General features: G+C 45.7%; 14 protein-coding genes and 1 pseudogene. 6 read left to right on the top strand and 9 right to left on the bottom strand.

What is annotated here, in order from left to right; translation table 11 throughout:
- Nucleotide 1: 1 nt before the first annotated feature.
- From Vt282_RS10550 to gloB, 3 genes are all read right to left on the bottom strand, one after another.
- A complete protein-coding gene (locus Vt282_RS10550) occupies nt 2-688 on the bottom strand; it encodes a YIP1 family protein (RefSeq protein ID WP_162045755.1) in 687 nt (228 codons plus the stop codon).
- Nucleotides 685-2,256: a lytic transglycosylase gene (locus Vt282_RS10545; RefSeq protein ID WP_162063339.1), complete on the bottom strand. Its 1,572-nt coding sequence runs from the start codon at nt 2,254-2,256 to the stop codon at nt 685-687. The genes Vt282_RS10550 and Vt282_RS10545 overlap by 4 nt, the downstream gene beginning before the upstream one ends.
- A 70-nt stretch (nt 2,257-2,326) precedes the next feature.
- Entirely contained in the window at nt 2,327-3,085 is a 759-nt protein-coding gene (gene gloB / locus Vt282_RS10540; protein WP_162063338.1) for a hydroxyacylglutathione hydrolase, read from the bottom strand.
- A gap of 33 nt (nt 3,086-3,118) precedes the next feature.
- Here gloB and Vt282_RS10535 point away from each other — a divergent pair, with 33 nt between their 5' ends.
- On the top strand, nt 3,119-3,853 hold the full coding sequence (locus Vt282_RS10535) for a class I SAM-dependent methyltransferase (RefSeq protein WP_162045758.1): 735 nt from the start codon (nt 3,119-3,121) through the stop codon (nt 3,851-3,853).
- Nucleotide 3,854: 1 nt separating this feature from the next.
- Here Vt282_RS10535 and rnhA read toward each other — a convergent pair whose 3' ends face one another.
- Nucleotides 3,855-4,319, bottom strand: coding sequence for a ribonuclease HI (gene rnhA, locus Vt282_RS10530; RefSeq protein ID WP_162045759.1), 465 nt, complete (start codon nt 4,317-4,319; stop codon nt 3,855-3,857).
- Nucleotides 4,320-4,376: 57 nt separating this feature from the next.
- On the opposite strand from rnhA, the gene dnaQ reads away from it, so the two are divergent.
- Nucleotides 4,377-5,117: a DNA polymerase III subunit epsilon gene (gene dnaQ / locus Vt282_RS10525; RefSeq protein WP_162045760.1), complete on the top strand. Its 741-nt coding sequence runs from the start codon at nt 4,377-4,379 to the stop codon at nt 5,115-5,117.
- An 8-nt stretch (nt 5,118-5,125) separates the two neighbouring features.
- Entirely contained in the window at nt 5,126-6,397 is a 1,272-nt protein-coding gene (locus Vt282_RS10520) for a TIGR03503 family protein (protein WP_162063337.1), read from the top strand.
- Nucleotides 6,398-6,482: 85 nt separating this feature from the next.
- Here the strand turns inward: Vt282_RS10520 and fadE are convergent, their stop codons facing one another.
- Entirely contained in the window at nt 6,483-8,930 is a 2,448-nt protein-coding gene (gene fadE / locus Vt282_RS10515; protein WP_162063336.1) for an acyl-CoA dehydrogenase FadE, read from the bottom strand.
- A 295-nt stretch (nt 8,931-9,225) separates the two neighbouring features.
- Here fadE and lpcA point away from each other — a divergent pair, with 295 nt between their 5' ends.
- Together lpcA and Vt282_RS10505 are read left to right on the top strand one after the other, a co-directional pair.
- Nucleotides 9,226-9,804, top strand: coding sequence for a D-sedoheptulose 7-phosphate isomerase (gene lpcA, locus Vt282_RS10510; RefSeq protein WP_162063335.1), 579 nt, complete (start codon nt 9,226-9,228; stop codon nt 9,802-9,804).
- A gap of 81 nt (nt 9,805-9,885) precedes the next feature.
- Entirely contained in the window at nt 9,886-10,731 is an 846-nt protein-coding gene (locus tag Vt282_RS10505) for a class II glutamine amidotransferase (RefSeq protein ID WP_162063334.1), read from the top strand.
- Nucleotides 10,732-10,780: 49 nt separating this feature from the next.
- On the opposite strand, the gene Vt282_RS10500 is transcribed toward Vt282_RS10505, so the two are convergent.
- The 4 genes and pseudogenes from Vt282_RS10500 to tsaA form a co-directional block, all read right to left on the bottom strand.
- The gene (locus Vt282_RS10500) at nt 10,781-11,815 is read right to left on the bottom strand and encodes an ABC transporter substrate-binding protein (protein ID WP_162063729.1); all 1,035 of its coding nucleotides are present in this window, start codon (nt 11,813-11,815) and stop codon (nt 10,781-10,783) included.
- 191 nt (nt 11,816-12,006) lie between these two features.
- Nucleotides 12,007-13,722 carry a proline--tRNA ligase gene (locus Vt282_RS10495; RefSeq protein WP_162063333.1) on the bottom strand — a complete coding sequence of 572 codons (1,716 nt, stop codon included), beginning with the start codon at nt 13,720-13,722 and terminating at the stop codon, nt 12,007-12,009.
- Nucleotides 13,723-13,829: 107 nt separating this feature from the next.
- The gene (locus Vt282_RS21725; RefSeq protein ID WP_415663448.1) at nt 13,830-14,045 is read right to left on the bottom strand and encodes a hypothetical protein; all 216 of its coding nucleotides are present in this window, start codon (nt 14,043-14,045) and stop codon (nt 13,830-13,832) included.
- Nucleotides 14,046-14,059: 14 nt separating this feature from the next.
- Nucleotides 14,060-14,522: pseudogene (gene tsaA / locus Vt282_RS10490) on the bottom strand (tRNA (N6-threonylcarbamoyladenosine(37)-N6)-methyltransferase TrmO); the annotation flags it as partial.
- Nucleotides 14,523-14,669: 147 nt separating this feature from the next.
- Between tsaA and ykgO the strand changes: the two are divergent.
- Nucleotides 14,670-14,795, top strand: coding sequence for a type B 50S ribosomal protein L36 (gene ykgO, locus Vt282_RS10485; protein WP_005593337.1), 126 nt, complete (start codon nt 14,670-14,672; stop codon nt 14,793-14,795).
- Nucleotides 14,796-14,833: the final 38 nt, after the last annotated feature.

Here is a 14,833-nt window from a genome sequence, read left to right as displayed (position 1 = left end):
TTTAGAAAATCACGAGCAACAGCGCCCAAACACAGAAGTAAAGCATCCAAGGAAGGATTGCGATGACAAGGGCTTGACCTCGTTCAAATTCTGTCCAAGTTAAAACTGCAGCATAGCCTAGGGCGATATACCAAGGCATAAGCAGCGGTAGAGCACTAGCAAAGTCAAACCAGTGACTGGTCATTGGTAACTTGATTAAACCATTCAAACTATTAAGGTCTGCGGCATAGCTTACCACTTGACCATGTTTGAGCAGTAGGCTGATGTAACTGGCTAAATCACCTAATACCGCTGGAAATAAAATCACACAGCTGGCTGCAAACCATTTCCAAAAACCTTGTGGTTGACGGCTTGGCTTCGTGGCAAAGTAAAACCAAAATGCGAGCAAAGCAATGGTGGTAATACGGCCAAAAATATCGAGAATGACTTCCGTTGCTAGTAGTGTATTGGCATCCAGTAACGCGAGTTGTTCAGGATTGGTTTGCTCCAATTGAGGAAGCAGTAGCTCTTTTAACCAAGCAAAATCAACCAGATCAAAATAGGCGCCCCAAAATAAGAACGGTGTAATTAGCAATACGATAAACGGCTGCCATCCCCACATTCCGCGTTGATGTAAAGCAAGAAAACAAGCACTTGGCGAGCGGAAAATATCCAGCAGCATGCTTAAAGGGTTACTTGAAGGCGTCATACACTCACCTTAGTAACATCAACATATAGCTTCAGCTTTTGGCCCGGCTGCAGGTATTTCTTGTGTTGCAAGTTATTCCATTTCACAACGTCATGGCTTTTCACTTTAAACTTGCTCGCAATAGCGCTAATGGTATCGCCATTTCGTACTTGATAGAAAACGGTGCGAATGACAGCGCCATCGGTACTCTTTTTCCAAATCACTAGCTTTTGACCCACTCGCAGTGTGTCGCGTGGCCCCATGCCGTTCCATTTAGCTAGTGAGGTGTGTGACACTTTGTTGGCTTTAGCTATGCTCCACAAACTGTCTCCAGAACGGACAGTGTAGGTTTGTTTGTAGTCGCCACGAGTCGTCGCTTGGGTTTTCGCGAGACGATTGGCTGCGCTTAGAGTGTAAGATTTTTCATCTTTGGTCGAGGTCGGGATCAGTAGGTACTGACCAACACGAATATTACTGCCGCTAAGGTTGTTCGCGCTACGAATCACATTGCTGGTGGTATTGTACTTGCGCGCTAACACACTCAGAGTATCACCTGAATTCACTTTGTAACGGACAATCTTCATGCCTTTGCCTCGATTGGTATTCAGCTCTTTGTTGAAGCGCTGAACCGAGTCGACAGGCAATAGCAGTTGAGTGTGGCCTTCTGGAGAGGTTGCCCATTGGTTGTACGCTGGGTTTAAACTCTGTAATTCACGTACGCTGATACCAGCGTAGTTGGCAGCAATAACAAGATCCAACTGTTCTTTTGGTTGCACCAATTGCACCACTGGCTTGTTCGCAATGGGTGGAATTTCGATGCCGTATTTCTCTTGGTTCGCGATGATATCTGCTAGTGCCAATAGTTTTGGTACATAGCTGCTGGTCTCTTTTGGTAAATCTAAAGAGAAGAAGTCGATCGGCTTACCAAGCTTTTTGTTTTTACGAATCGCGCTAGAAACGCGACCACCACCGCTGTTGTATGCAGCAATCGCATGTGACCAGTTACCATCAAAGCGTTGGTTTAGGTCAGTTAAGAAGTCCAGTGCGGCATCGGTGGCTGCTGATACATCACGACGGCCGTCATACCAAAAGTTCTGATCAAGTCCATACATTTTGCCCGTAGAAGGAACAAACTGCCAAAGACCCGCCGCGCTACCATGGGAATATGCGAACGCATCAAATGAGCTCTCAACCACAGGTAACAATGCTAATTCTAACGGTAGGCCGCGTTGTTCAATCTTTTCGGTGATCAGGTATAAGAATGGTTGCGCGCGTTCAGATACGGTCTTTAGATGTCCCGGATGCTTTAAATACCATGTGCGGTAGTAATTAACTTTCTTTTGATCTGGGATTGGCATATCCAATTGCATTGCAATGCGTTGCCAAACATCTTCTTGTGTTTGAGGGGTAACCACAGGCTTAACAACTACTGGAGTTTCTACAGGTGTAGTGACCGGTGTTGCTGGAGCTACTGCGGCAGTAGAAGCTTGCTCTGATGACTTCGTCGTATCAGAATTTTCAGTAGTAGGCTGGGTTGTTTGGCAGCCGGCTAAAAGCAGCGCCACAACCCAGCTGTATTTCAATCGCATGGATCAGCCCTTTAAAAAATGAGCTGCTGATAATACTTGCGACCTTGGTTATGTGACAAGCAGGAAAACGTTAAAATTCGTTCTTCCACTCACGCAATGCTGTAAATATTGATATAGGATCAATTTGTGAAGTTCGAGTGTTTACCGATTTAATTACGCTTGGTTCTTCAACACGTAAGAATGGGTTAATCCACTTTTCGCGACGAATGGTGGTCGGGATTGTTGGCAAATTTTGCGCACGTAAACGATTCACTTCTTCACGATAAATTTGTAACTGATTGTTATCGGGCTCGACCGCGAGAGCAAAAGCGACGTTGCTGGCGGTATATTCATGAGCACAATACACCAGAGTCTCTTCTGGTAGCATCGCCAATTTTTGCAGCGATGAGTACATTTGTTCCATTGTGCCTTCAAACACGCGGCCACAGCCCGCCGAGAATAGAGTGTCACCACAGAAGAGTTTTTCGTCTCCCACATAGCCGACGTGGCCTAAAGTGTGACCTTCTAGGCCGATCACCATAAACACCTCACCAAACAACTCGATTTGATCTCCTGAGTTCACCGGATGAGTTAAGGTTGGTACTGGTTCGTTCGCGGGGCCAACAACATCGATACCGGGAAATTGACGCACTAACTCTGGAATTCCGCCAATGTGATCGTGGTGGTGATGGGTAATCAAAATTGCGTCTAAAGTAAGATCATGTTCTTGGAGGTATGCCAACACGGGCGCAGCGTCACCTGGATCGACGACAGCACAACGGCGATCGCTATTTTTGATCAGCCAGATGTAATTGTCGTTAAATGCAGGTATGCTTTTGATGTCTAACATGGTTGGATCTCCATACTTCAAAGCGAGCTAGCGATGAAACCAGCACGTAGTGAGAAAAAGCTGCAAAAGCCCCATTCATGGGAGCAGTTGAAAAATGGTCAATGGGTTAACGAATCAATCCAAACTCGGCTCGATGAGTGGTGCCCACGATTATTTGGTTACCATATGCTCAAGCTGGGTGGACTAAGCTGCGAACTCACCAGTTGTAACTGTAATATTCAACATCAAGTTAACCTAGATATCTACAATCCTTTGCATAATGTGATTGCAGATGGTTACGATTTACCCTTTCTTGAAAAAAGCTTCGATGTTGTCATTCTTGCCCATCAGCTTGATTACTGCAATGACCCACATCGCATGTTACGTGAAGTTGATAGAGTGATGATTGATGATGGTTACTTAATCATCACGGGTTTTAACCCGATTAGCTTTTCAGGCCTTGCCAGTTTAATGCCGTGGCGAAAGAATAATTTGCCATGGAGTGGACGTATGTTCACACCTAATCGGATTAAAGACTGGTTGGGTATTTTGAATTATCAGGTGATTGAGTGTGATCGCTACGGTTTGTTCCCGATGCAGCGCTATCGTCCGCTTTGGACGTGGATGGAAAATGGCATTGGTGAGTGGGCAGCACCTTTCGGTAGCTTATATTATATCGTCGCTCGTAAGCGTACTTATCCGCTCAAGCCAATCAAACCGCACTGGAAGCTAAAACGAAAATTGACGCCGGTGAGCGTCAATTACAAGGTATCATCTAAATCTTCTTGATTTAGCTTGGTGTATAGCCAGTATCGATATCGGTCGGGTTTTCCGCTGCTGTACGTGCTAACTCATCACACATTTCGTTTTCACGGTGACCTGCGTGGCCTTTCACCCAGCGCCAATCAATTTGGTGGCGAACGGTTTCTTTATCTAGAGCCTGCCATAGATCGGCATTTTTTACGGGCTTTTTATCTGCCGTTTTCCAGCCACGTTTTTTCCAGTTGTGAATCCACTGCGTAATGCCTTGACGAACATATTGACTGTCAGTGGTGAGGATCACATTGCAAGGTTCTTTCAGCGCTTGTAGGGCGACGATCGTTGCCATCATTTCCATGCGGTTGTTGGTGGTTAAGGTGTAACCCTTAGCCAAAGTTTTTTCATTTTGCTTGTAGCGCAGGACAATGCCATAGCCACCAGGGCCTGGGTTACCCAGACAAGAACCATCTGTGAAAATTTCCACTTGTTTCGTCATGATTTGATACTATAGAGGTTTGCACATAATCATCTATAGTCTGACACATAGTTTGTAATGAATACCAGTAACAATTCTAATCAGCATCGTATTGTGGTTCTCGATACGGAAACCACGGGTATGAACCAAGATGGTGGTCCACACTATCTCGGCCATCGCATTGTCGAAATCGGTGCGGTAGAGATCATTGACCGCAAATTGACCGGGCGTCATTTTCACGTCTACATCAAGCCGGATCGCGAGATTCAGGCTGAAGCGGTTGAAGTTCACGGTATCACCGACGAGTTTTTGCGTGATAAGCCGCAATATCAAGAAGTGCATCAAGAGTTTCTCGACTTTATTAAAGGCGCAGAACTGGTCGCGCATAACGCGCCCTTCGACGTCGGCTTTATGGACTATGAATTTGATAAGCTTGATCCGCAAATAGGTAAAACCGAGCAATATTGTAAAGTGACCGATACGCTTGCCATGGCGAAGAAAATCTTCCCGGGTAAGCGTAACAACCTTGATGTGTTGTGTGACCGTTACGGCATTGATAACTCGCATCGTACTCTCCACGGGGCATTGCTCGATGCGGAGATTCTAGCTGACGTCTATCTATTAATGACGGGTGGCCAAACGTCACTTCAATTCAACGCAGGAAGCAGCAGCGAAGGCGTGGGAGGTGAGTCGATAAAACGTGCCTCTAGCCAGCGAAAAGCGCTAAAGGTTTTACGCGCTACTGCCGATGAAATAGAAGCGCATAATAGTCGCTTAGATATTGTTGAGAAAAACGGAAGCTGCCTTTGGCGTCAATAGGAGACCAGATGTTGAGGATCGGATTTGCTTTAGTCGGGCTGTTAATCAGTTCAATGTGCTTCGCCGCGCAGAATACCTCAATCACAGAAAGCTCCTCAATTTCTCTACTCGATAACCGTTTTCGCGTTGATTCCAGCATCAACCAAATCACTTTTGTGATATATCGTGCAGATAAATCTCAGCCTGTGGTGTTAGTGCGACCGGATGGCCATAAGTACTACTCGCATCGACACCCTGACAATGTTCGTTGGTATCAAGAGCCATCAATGGATATTGTTTCGATCGACAAGCCAATGCCAGGGCCTTGGCAAGCGATTGGTAAAGTTACGCCGAAAAATAAAATCACGTTGATTTCTCACCTTAAGTTATCGGCGGATACGTTACCTGCGCGTTTATTTCAAAGTGAAGAACTTAAGTTTACTGCTCGCCTTACCTCTGACGGTAAGCCAATGGTGCTACGCGATTTTCTCGATCGAGTAAAACTGAAAGTTACCTTTACTCGCTATGTTGAAAATGAAGATTCTTTGATTAAGGAAGCTCGCCCAGTGCCCATTGAAATTGGCGAGTTTGCTGATGATGGGCGCGGTTTAGATGAAAAAGCAGGTGATGGTGTTTTCACCGTAAAACTGCCAATCTCAACTCAACCAGGGAAATATCGCGTGCGAATTACCTCGGGTAATGGGGTTTTCCTTCGTGCTCAAGAGCAAGAAGTGCTGGTGTATCCGAATCCAATTGAAACCTCATTTATTCAATCACGCCAAGAGGGTAAGCCGCATCAAATTATTTTTGTTGGTGAACAAGGGATGATCGCACCGGGGAGTTTGGCTGCACATATCGAGCATAACGATAATTATGATGTGATGGATGTTGTCGAAGCGGCTGCCGCGACCGCAGAGGCAATGAAGGTGGATGTCACCATTCCATCTAGCATGAACATTGGCCAATATTCATGGACTGGTGAAGTGTATGCGACTGAGATGGGCTCTGGACGAGAACTGATTTTTCCGTTGAGTGAACATACTTATAGTGTGATCAAAGATATCGACTTAGCGGAAACACGTCGTCTGCAAGAGCTTGAGAGACTTAAACAAGCCAAGTTATTGGAAGAAAAGCGCATTGAACAAGCGCGTGCAGAACAGCGTCGCAATAGTATGATTTTGATCGTTGTTGGCAACCTGATCGTGTTGTTCTTAGGTTTTGTCACTTGGTTTGTGCTGCGTAAAATTAAGGCGAAAAAAGCGACAATTCCAGAAATGCAATTGGAGATGCCGAAGAAATAAATATACCAATCAGAATGGGTATTTAGGACGGAGCATTAGAATAGAAAAAGGGCTGCATAGGCAGCCCTTTCTGATCGGTCTTGGATTAGGCCACTTCGTCAATCGCGATAGGTTGCAATGGTTTGGCTGCTAGTTCGATTGGGTCAAAGTCATCGACGTTAATCACGTACAAGCGTTGTTTTTCTGCTTCAATCAATAGCTGTGCTTGTTGCTCAGTAATTACCTTAAGTTCTAGCCCTTGCTCGGCAATTTTATCAAGCATCAAGAATGGTTTACGTTTACCAAGTGCTTTACATACGGTGTCAAACACAGGTTCTGCTTCGAGAATAACATGCAGCGCATGCTCAATACGGCCTGCAGGATTGTGCTCGCTTGGCGTAAAGTATTGATGGCGTCCAATGCGTGAACGAGTGTCACTTGGTGTTTGCAGCAGTTGTGCTACTTGGCTATCAAGCTGATCATTTGGTGCTTTGCGCACTCTACCGAACGGCATTACGATAAAGCGTAGTGCTGCTGCAACCCAACGATTCGGGAAGTTCGCTAATAGCTCATCAATCGCATGCTCAGTTTGTCGCAAACAATCTTGCATGCCCCAATGTACCAATGGTAAGTCTTGCGGATTGCGGCCTTCAGTATCAAAGCGCTTCAATGTTGCAGAGCCAAGATAAAGCTGACTGAGCACATCACCGAGGCGTGCAGATAGACGCTCTTTACGTTTGAGCGAACCGCCAAGCACTGCCATTGAAATATCCGAGAGTAGGGCAATATTTGCGCTGTAGCGGTTGAGTTGCTGATAGTAGCGCTTAGTTGCGTCTTGCGTCGGTGAAGCAGATAGCTGACCATCGGTGAGACCGAGCCAAAAACTACGAACCAAGTTACTGATGGTGAAACTCACATGACCCGCCAACGCGGCATCAAATTGCTCTAATGCATCAGATTGAGTCGAGTAGGCGGCCTCCATCTCTTTGAGCACGTAAGGGTGGCAGCGAATCGCACCTTGACCAAAGATGATCATCGAGCGAGTTAAAATGTTTGCCCCTTCAACGGTGACGGCGATTGGTGCTCCTTGATAGCCGCGAGCTAGGAAGTTCGAAGGTCCGATACAGATACCTTTACCACCAACGATGTCCATTGCATCGATGATGCAGCGTTGCCCGCGATGGGTACAGTGGTATTTAACAATGGCTGAAATAACCGATGGTTTCTCACCTAAATCGATACCAGCAACGGTCAGCTCACTCGCCGCATCCATAACATATGCATTACCCGCAAGGCGGGCTAATGGCTCTTCAATCCCTTCCATATGGCCAATCGGCTGTTTAAATTGACGGCGAATACGTGCGTAGGCACCGGTAGCGAGCGCAGCGGTTTTGGTGCCGCCAGTGGCGTTTGAAGGCAGAGTAATGCCACGCCCCACAGATAAACACTCCACTAGCATACGCCAACCTTGGCCTGCCATCTCTTGACCGCCGATGATGTAATCAATCGGTACAAACAAGTCTTTGGCGCGGGTTGGACCATTTTGGAACGGCACATTGAGCGGGAAGTGGCGATTTCCGATCTCAACCCCTTTAAGATGAGTTGGGATCAGAGCGCAGGTAATGCCCAGATCTTCGGTTTCACCGAGTAGACCATCGGGATCACGCAGTTTAAATGCGAGGCCAAGTACCGTGGCGACTGGGGCTAGGGTGATATAACGCTTGTTCCAGGTTAAGCGCATACCGAGCACTTTCTTACCTTGCCACTCGTCATAGCAAACCACGCCATAATCCGGAATTGCGCCAGCATCGGAGCCCGCTTCTGGGCTGGTCAATGCAAAACAAGGAATCTCTTTGCCCTGTGCGAGGCGAGGAAGGTAATAATCTTGCTGTTCTGGGGTGCCGTAGTGCTGTAAAAGCTCACCCGGACCGAGTGAGTTCGGTACGCCAACAGTGGAGGACAATACTCCCGATACACCTGTTAGCTTTTGCAATACTAATGATTGTGCGTAGGCTGAGAATTCCAATCCGCCATATTGTTTTTTGATGATCATGGCGAAGAATTTGTGGTCTTTTAGATACTGCCATACCTCTGGAGGCAAGTCGGCGAGTTCATGAGTCACTTGATAGTCACTGACCATAGCACACACTTCTTCCACTGGCCCATCTAAAAATGCTTGCTCTTCTGCTGTCAGTGTTGGCGCTTTAATCGCATGCAGTTGATCCCAGTTAGGTTTACCTTTAAAGAGTTCTGCTTCCCACCACACAGTACCTGCGTCGAGCGCTTCTTTTTCGGTTTGCGACATCGCAGGTAGCACTTTGCGAAATAGTGTTAGTGCTTTAGCGCTGATTAAAGATTGGCGGATAGAAGGCGTGGCGAATACGGCCACCGCAGCGAGATATAGAATCCAACTAATCGAGCCGACGCTACCAAATAGAGTTAAGGCAGCCATGGTTAAGGTTAGTGCAAACAACCCCTTAAATAATGAGGTTCGATGGTAGAGACAGATACCAAAGACGGCGGTGAAGCCGAGGATAGAGAGCAAGATTTCCATATAAAGGTTCCTTTCAGACTGATTATTGGTTTATACGTCTGTTTTAATTAAGTGGTCTAACCAGTTAAATTGTAATCGAGATATTAATAAAATGTAAAACTGCAATGTGATTAAAAAGTGATCCGTGTAGAGTAAAGAATCTATTTTTGAGGGTTTGAAGCAAAATTCTGACTAAGAAACAGCAACAATCGTTGAAATCTTACTGGCTAACTCTCGACAGTCTCAGTGGTTCAAGTAAACTCAGTAAAGTTAAGGGCAGCGTTAAGCCCATCTAATTCAATAAAAGAGACAGCTTATGTACCAGGATTTGATTAAAAGCGAGCTGATGGAAGCGGCTGAAGTACTGAACAAGTTCTTAAGTGATGATCACAATATTGCGCAGATTGAAGCGGCAGCAAAAATGATCGCTGACTCGTTCAAACAGGGCGGTAAAGTACTGTCTTGTGGTAACGGTGGTTCTCATTGTGACTCAATGCACTTTGCCGAAGAGTTAACGGGTCGTTATCGCGAAAATCGTCCAGGTTACCCTGGTATTGCTATTTCAGATCCAAGCCACCTTTCTTGTGTAAGCAATGACTTTGGTTACGATTTTGTCTTCTCTCGCTACGTAGAAGCGGTTGGTTCGAAAGGTGATGTTCTATTTGGTTTATCTACTTCAGGTAATTCAGGCAATATTCTCAAAGCCATTGAAGCTGCGAAAGCCAAAGGCATGAAAACCATCGCCCTAACAGGTAAAGATGGTGGCAAAATGGCGGGTTGCGCGGATATCGAAATTCGTGTGCCTCACTTTGGTTATGCTGACCGCATTCAAGAAGTACATATCAAGATCATCCATATTGTGATCCAATTGATTGAAAAGGAAATGGAGAAGTAAACTCCGTTTGCTACCACACGGTTTACATTTGCAGCTTTGTGCTTTGAGGCTGCAAATTGAAAAGAGGGAGTACCATAAGCCATGTGTGAATTGCTCGGCATGAGCGCGAATGTTCCAACCGATATTTGTTTTAGTTTTACTGGCTTGATGCAGCGAGGCGGCAATACCGGGCCGCATCGTGATGGCTGGGGCATTACCTTTTACGAAGGCAAAGGCTTTCGTACCTTTAAAGATCCCAATCCAAGTTGCGACTCTAAGATTGCAGAATTGGTACAGAACTACCCAATCAAAAGTTTGGCGGTGATCAGTCATATACGCCAAGCTAATCGTGGCGGGGTGAATCTAGAAAATACCCATCCGTTTACACGTGAACTTTGGGGACGTTACTGGACCTTTGCTCATAATGGTCAATTAACCGATTACCAAGATTTAGTCACGGGACGTTTTCGTCCTGTAGGGCAAACCGACAGTGAACTTTCGTTTTGCTGGATATTGAAGCAGCTTGAAGAGCGTTACCCTGAACCGCCTCAGGATATGGTGGGTGTGTTCCGATTTATTGCTCAATGTTGCGACCAGTTGCGTGAAAAAGGTGTGTTTAACATGCTGCTCTCAGATGGCGAGTATGTGATGACATATTGTACCAACCATCTTTATTGGATCACTCGTCGTGCGCCGTTTGGCCAAGCATCGTTGATTGATGAAGATGTGACGATCAATTTTCAAGAAGAAACCACTCCGAATGATATCGTGTCAATCGTGGCAACTCAGCCATTGACCGATAACGAAACTTGGCATCGAATGAAGCCGGGTGAATTCGGAATTTTTCATTTTGGTGAGTTGGTTGATGGTAACGAGCAAGCGCTGGTGGATGTGCCATTCGCACCCAAAAAAATTGCAAGTCAAGCGCCGACACAGCCACTTAAATAATGAAAAAAACTGGCTCATAAAGAGCCAGTTTCCTGCGAAACTTTTTGCGTTAAAGCCTTAATCGCTGCCAGTAACTCTGGTATAGCGCAAGCGTCTTTTCATCAACCTCAACCGTAAACTCGCCTTTGGCAATCAAATTTTGTGCTGGATAGATCACCGCATTGTTTTTTAGCTCGTTCGGTAATAGGGCTTTACCGCCATTGGTAGCAGAGGCATAACCCAGCGTTTGTACGATCTCTGCTTGTACTTGTGGCGTATACATATGATTGATAAATGCATGGGCTAAGGTGGGATTGGTACTTCCCGCCGAAATCAGCATATTGTCCATCCACATCACAGGGCCTTCCTCAGGGAAGATGTAAGCCAATTCGGGCATTTCTGACATACCTTGATAGGCATTACCATTCCATTGCATTCCCGCGGTCACTTCGCCTGAGATATAGGGGACTTGCGGCGCATCTGAGTTGTACACCACGATATTGTTTTGTAGTTGAACTAAGGCTTGATAAGCCTGTTCGATCTCATCAGGATTGGTTGAGTTGGCACTATAGCCCAGCATTTTTAGTGTCATCCCAAACACATCACGCACATCATCAATCAGCATCACCTGTTGTTCAAAATCACTGCTCCATAGATCTGCCCATTTGGTCAGGGGTTTCTCAACAAAAGCGGAGTTGTAGCTTATTCCCGTGATGCCCCAGATGTAGGGCAGTGAGTATTGGTTGTTAGGGTCGTGTGCTTGATTCAGTAACCCCTCCATGCTGTCATGCATGTTGGGTAGCAGTTGATGATCCAATTTAGCGACTAGGTTTTCACGAGCGAGCTTTTGGATAAAGTAGGCAGAGGCAAAAACCACATCATAGCCTTGACCTTTAACTAGCTTCATTTTGGTGTACATCGACTCGTTATTTTCAAATGTCGAGTAGTTAACCACCACATTCTGCTGCTGTTCAAAGCGCTTGATGGCGTCAGTCGGAATATAGCCACCCCAAGCATATACATTGAGCTCTGTTTTAGCGACGGCGTGGCTAGTCATGAAAGTAAGGGTGAGTGCCCCTAAGATAGATTTCCAATTCAACTTAATCGTCCGTGAATGAATATGTTTTAAATTGGCATAAATATCAGTTATCTGTGAAATGAAAGACAGCAAATATTATTTGTCGAAAGCAAAACGAATAGTATTAAATTTAAACAAAACAGCCGTAATTAGGTAATAAAAAAGGTTGATGCTTACACATCAACCTTTCGACTTTTATTTCAATGTTGAGCGAATAATTACGCTAATTGCGCTTTTAAGTGCTCAACAATGTCAGCCATCGCTACTGCAGTTTTCTCACCGCTACGACGGTTTTTGTATTCGAAGTTACCTTCGTCCATGCTACGGTCGCCAATCACGATAGTGTGAGGGATACCGATCAGTTCCATATCAGAGAACATTACGCCTGGGCGTTCTTTACGGTCATCGAACAGTACTTCGATACCCATAGCAGTCAGTTCAGCGTATAGCTTCTCTGCTGCTTCTTGAACGCGCTCAGATTTGTGCATGTTCATTGGTACGATAGCGACTTGGAATGGCGCTAGTGCGTCAGGCCAGATGATGCCGTATTTGTCGTGGTTTTGTTCGATAGCCGATGCAACAACACGTGAAACACCGATACCGTAACAACCCATCTCTAGGATTACGTTTTTACCGTTTGAATCTAGAACACCACAGTTCATCGCTTCAGAGTAAACATTGCCTAGTTGGAAGATGTGACCCACTTCGATACCACGTTTAAGCATTAGCGTACCTTGACCACATGGGCTTGGATCGCCTTCCACTACGTTACGTAGGTCAGCCACTTGACCAAGTTCTACGTCACGACCCCAGTTAATACCGAAGTAGTGTTTGCCATCGATGTTTGCGCCAGCGCCAAAGTCGCTCATTACCGCTACAGTGCGGTCAACGATAAATGGTAGCTCTAGACCAACAGGGCCAAGAGAACCTGCGCCAGCACCGATTAGCTCACGCATTTCTTCTTCTGTTGCCATCTCTAGAGGAGAAGCAACTTCTGCTAGGTTTTCAGCTTTAATTTCGTTTAGCTCGTGGTCACCACGGATGATTAGCGCCACGATAGGTGCTTCAATTTCATCTGATGCTTTAACGAATAGCGTTTTAACGGTTTTCTCGATTGGCAGACCGTGTTGCTCAACTAGCTCTGCGATAGTTTTCGCATTTGGCGTGTCAACGAGCGTCATTTCTTGAGTCGGAGCTGCAAGCTCAGTTGCTGGTGCTACTGCTTCTGCTTTTTCGATATTTGCTGCGTAATCAGATTCAGTTGAGAATGCGATTAGGTCTTCGCCGCTTTCCGCTAGAACGTGGAACTCTTGAGAGCCGTTACCACCGATTGCGCCTGAGTCAGCCAGTACTGGACGGTACTCAAGACCCATGCGGTCAAACGCTTTACAGTAAGCGTCGTGCATTGCTTGGTAAGATTTCTCTAGACCTGCTTTGTCGATGTCGAAGCTGTATGCATCCATCATGCAGAATTCACGAGCACGCATTACGCCAAAACGTGGACGACGTTCGTCACGGAATTTAGTTTGGATTTGGTACAGGTTGATTGGTAGCTGTTTGTACGAGCTAACTTCGTTACGTACCAAAGCAGTGATCACTTCTTCTGCTGTTGGGCTTAGTACAAACGGACGAACGTGGCGGTCAGTAAAGCGAAGTAGTTCAGGACCCATTTTTTCGCTGCGGCCTGTCTCTTCCCAAAGTTCAAACGGCTGAACAACGGGCATCAAAGTTTCGATTGCACCTGCATTGTCGATCTCTTGACGAACGATGTTTTCGACTTTACGCAATACACGTAGACCAGTAGGTAGCCAGGTGTAAAGACCTGAAGCCAGCTTACGGATCATACCTGCACGTAGCATGAGCTGATGGCTCACTACTTCTGCGTCGTTTGGAGTCTCCTTCAGAGTAGAAAGAAGATAATTACTGGTACGCATTAAATTTATCCGTTTATTAAAGTTAATACTCACGCCAAGTGGCATAAGTAGGAAGGTCCCCAGAGGGGAAATTGTTAGCCGCTTATAATATCAGCCAAATCGCTTTGTCAAAAGCGTTCAATCGCAGTAACAGACACTAAGTTATCGTTTACGGTGAATTTAACGTTCAAATTGAATAAATTAACCGCATATTCTTTGTTGTCGGGCTTATTCTTTTTGTACGCAGGGCGAGGGTCTTGCGCCAGCACTTGCTCGATAACTTGGCGAATTTGTTCGCTATTCGCTTGTTGATTCAAGCTATTGACGGCAGCAGGCAAAAACACCACGCTTGCCTTTTCTGGCTCTGCTTCGGCGTAGCCGCCTTTGGCGTCAACAATAGCGTCGGAGTATGGAATGTGGGTTTTATGTCAACAATAGGTGCCATCGACTAAATCAACGCTGCCTAGCTCTAAATAAAATTGATCGCCTTGCTGACTGATACCTTTAAGTTCCACGGCAGACATGCCAATGCCGTTAGGGCGAAAGGTAGAGCGAGTCGCTAATACACCCATACGCTCATTACCGCCTAAACGTGGCGGGCGTACAGTTGGCTTCCAGCCTGCAGCTAGGTTTTGATCAAACAAAAATAGCAGCCAAACGTGGCTAAATTGCTCAATGCCTCGTATTGCTTCAGCGCAGTTGATAGCACCTTGTAGCTTCACTCTAGCAGTGGCGGCGGGTACCAGCCGTGGCTGTCTAGGGACGGCAAACTTTTCTTTATAGGGGCTTTGAATGATGCCAATTGGCTCAATGGAATACATGCCATTATCTCGTGGTAAATCTTTGCCACAAGATAGCATACTAATCATTGGGCGTGAGTAGGGAAGTAACGGCAAAATATCGCTTGATCTTTATTTGATAGTTATTATCATTTGTTATGTTATAACATTTCATTTAAGGTAAGGTGTATGAAAGTTTTAAAATCGCTAAAAAGTGCTAAAAGTCGTCATCCCGACTGCCAAATTGTTAAACGTCGTGGCCGTCTTTATGTGATTTGCAAAGCAAACCCACGTTTTAAAGCCGTGCAGAAATAGTCAGGCAAATAGAAACGAGTAAAAATGGCTTGGTTGAA

Source organism: Vibrio taketomensis, from assembly GCF_009938165.1.
GTDB lineage: Bacteria > Pseudomonadota > Gammaproteobacteria > Enterobacterales > Vibrionaceae > Vibrio > Vibrio taketomensis.
The sequence above is the reverse complement of the archived record's forward strand: the minus strand, read 5'-3'. Positions and strand labels throughout refer to the sequence as shown.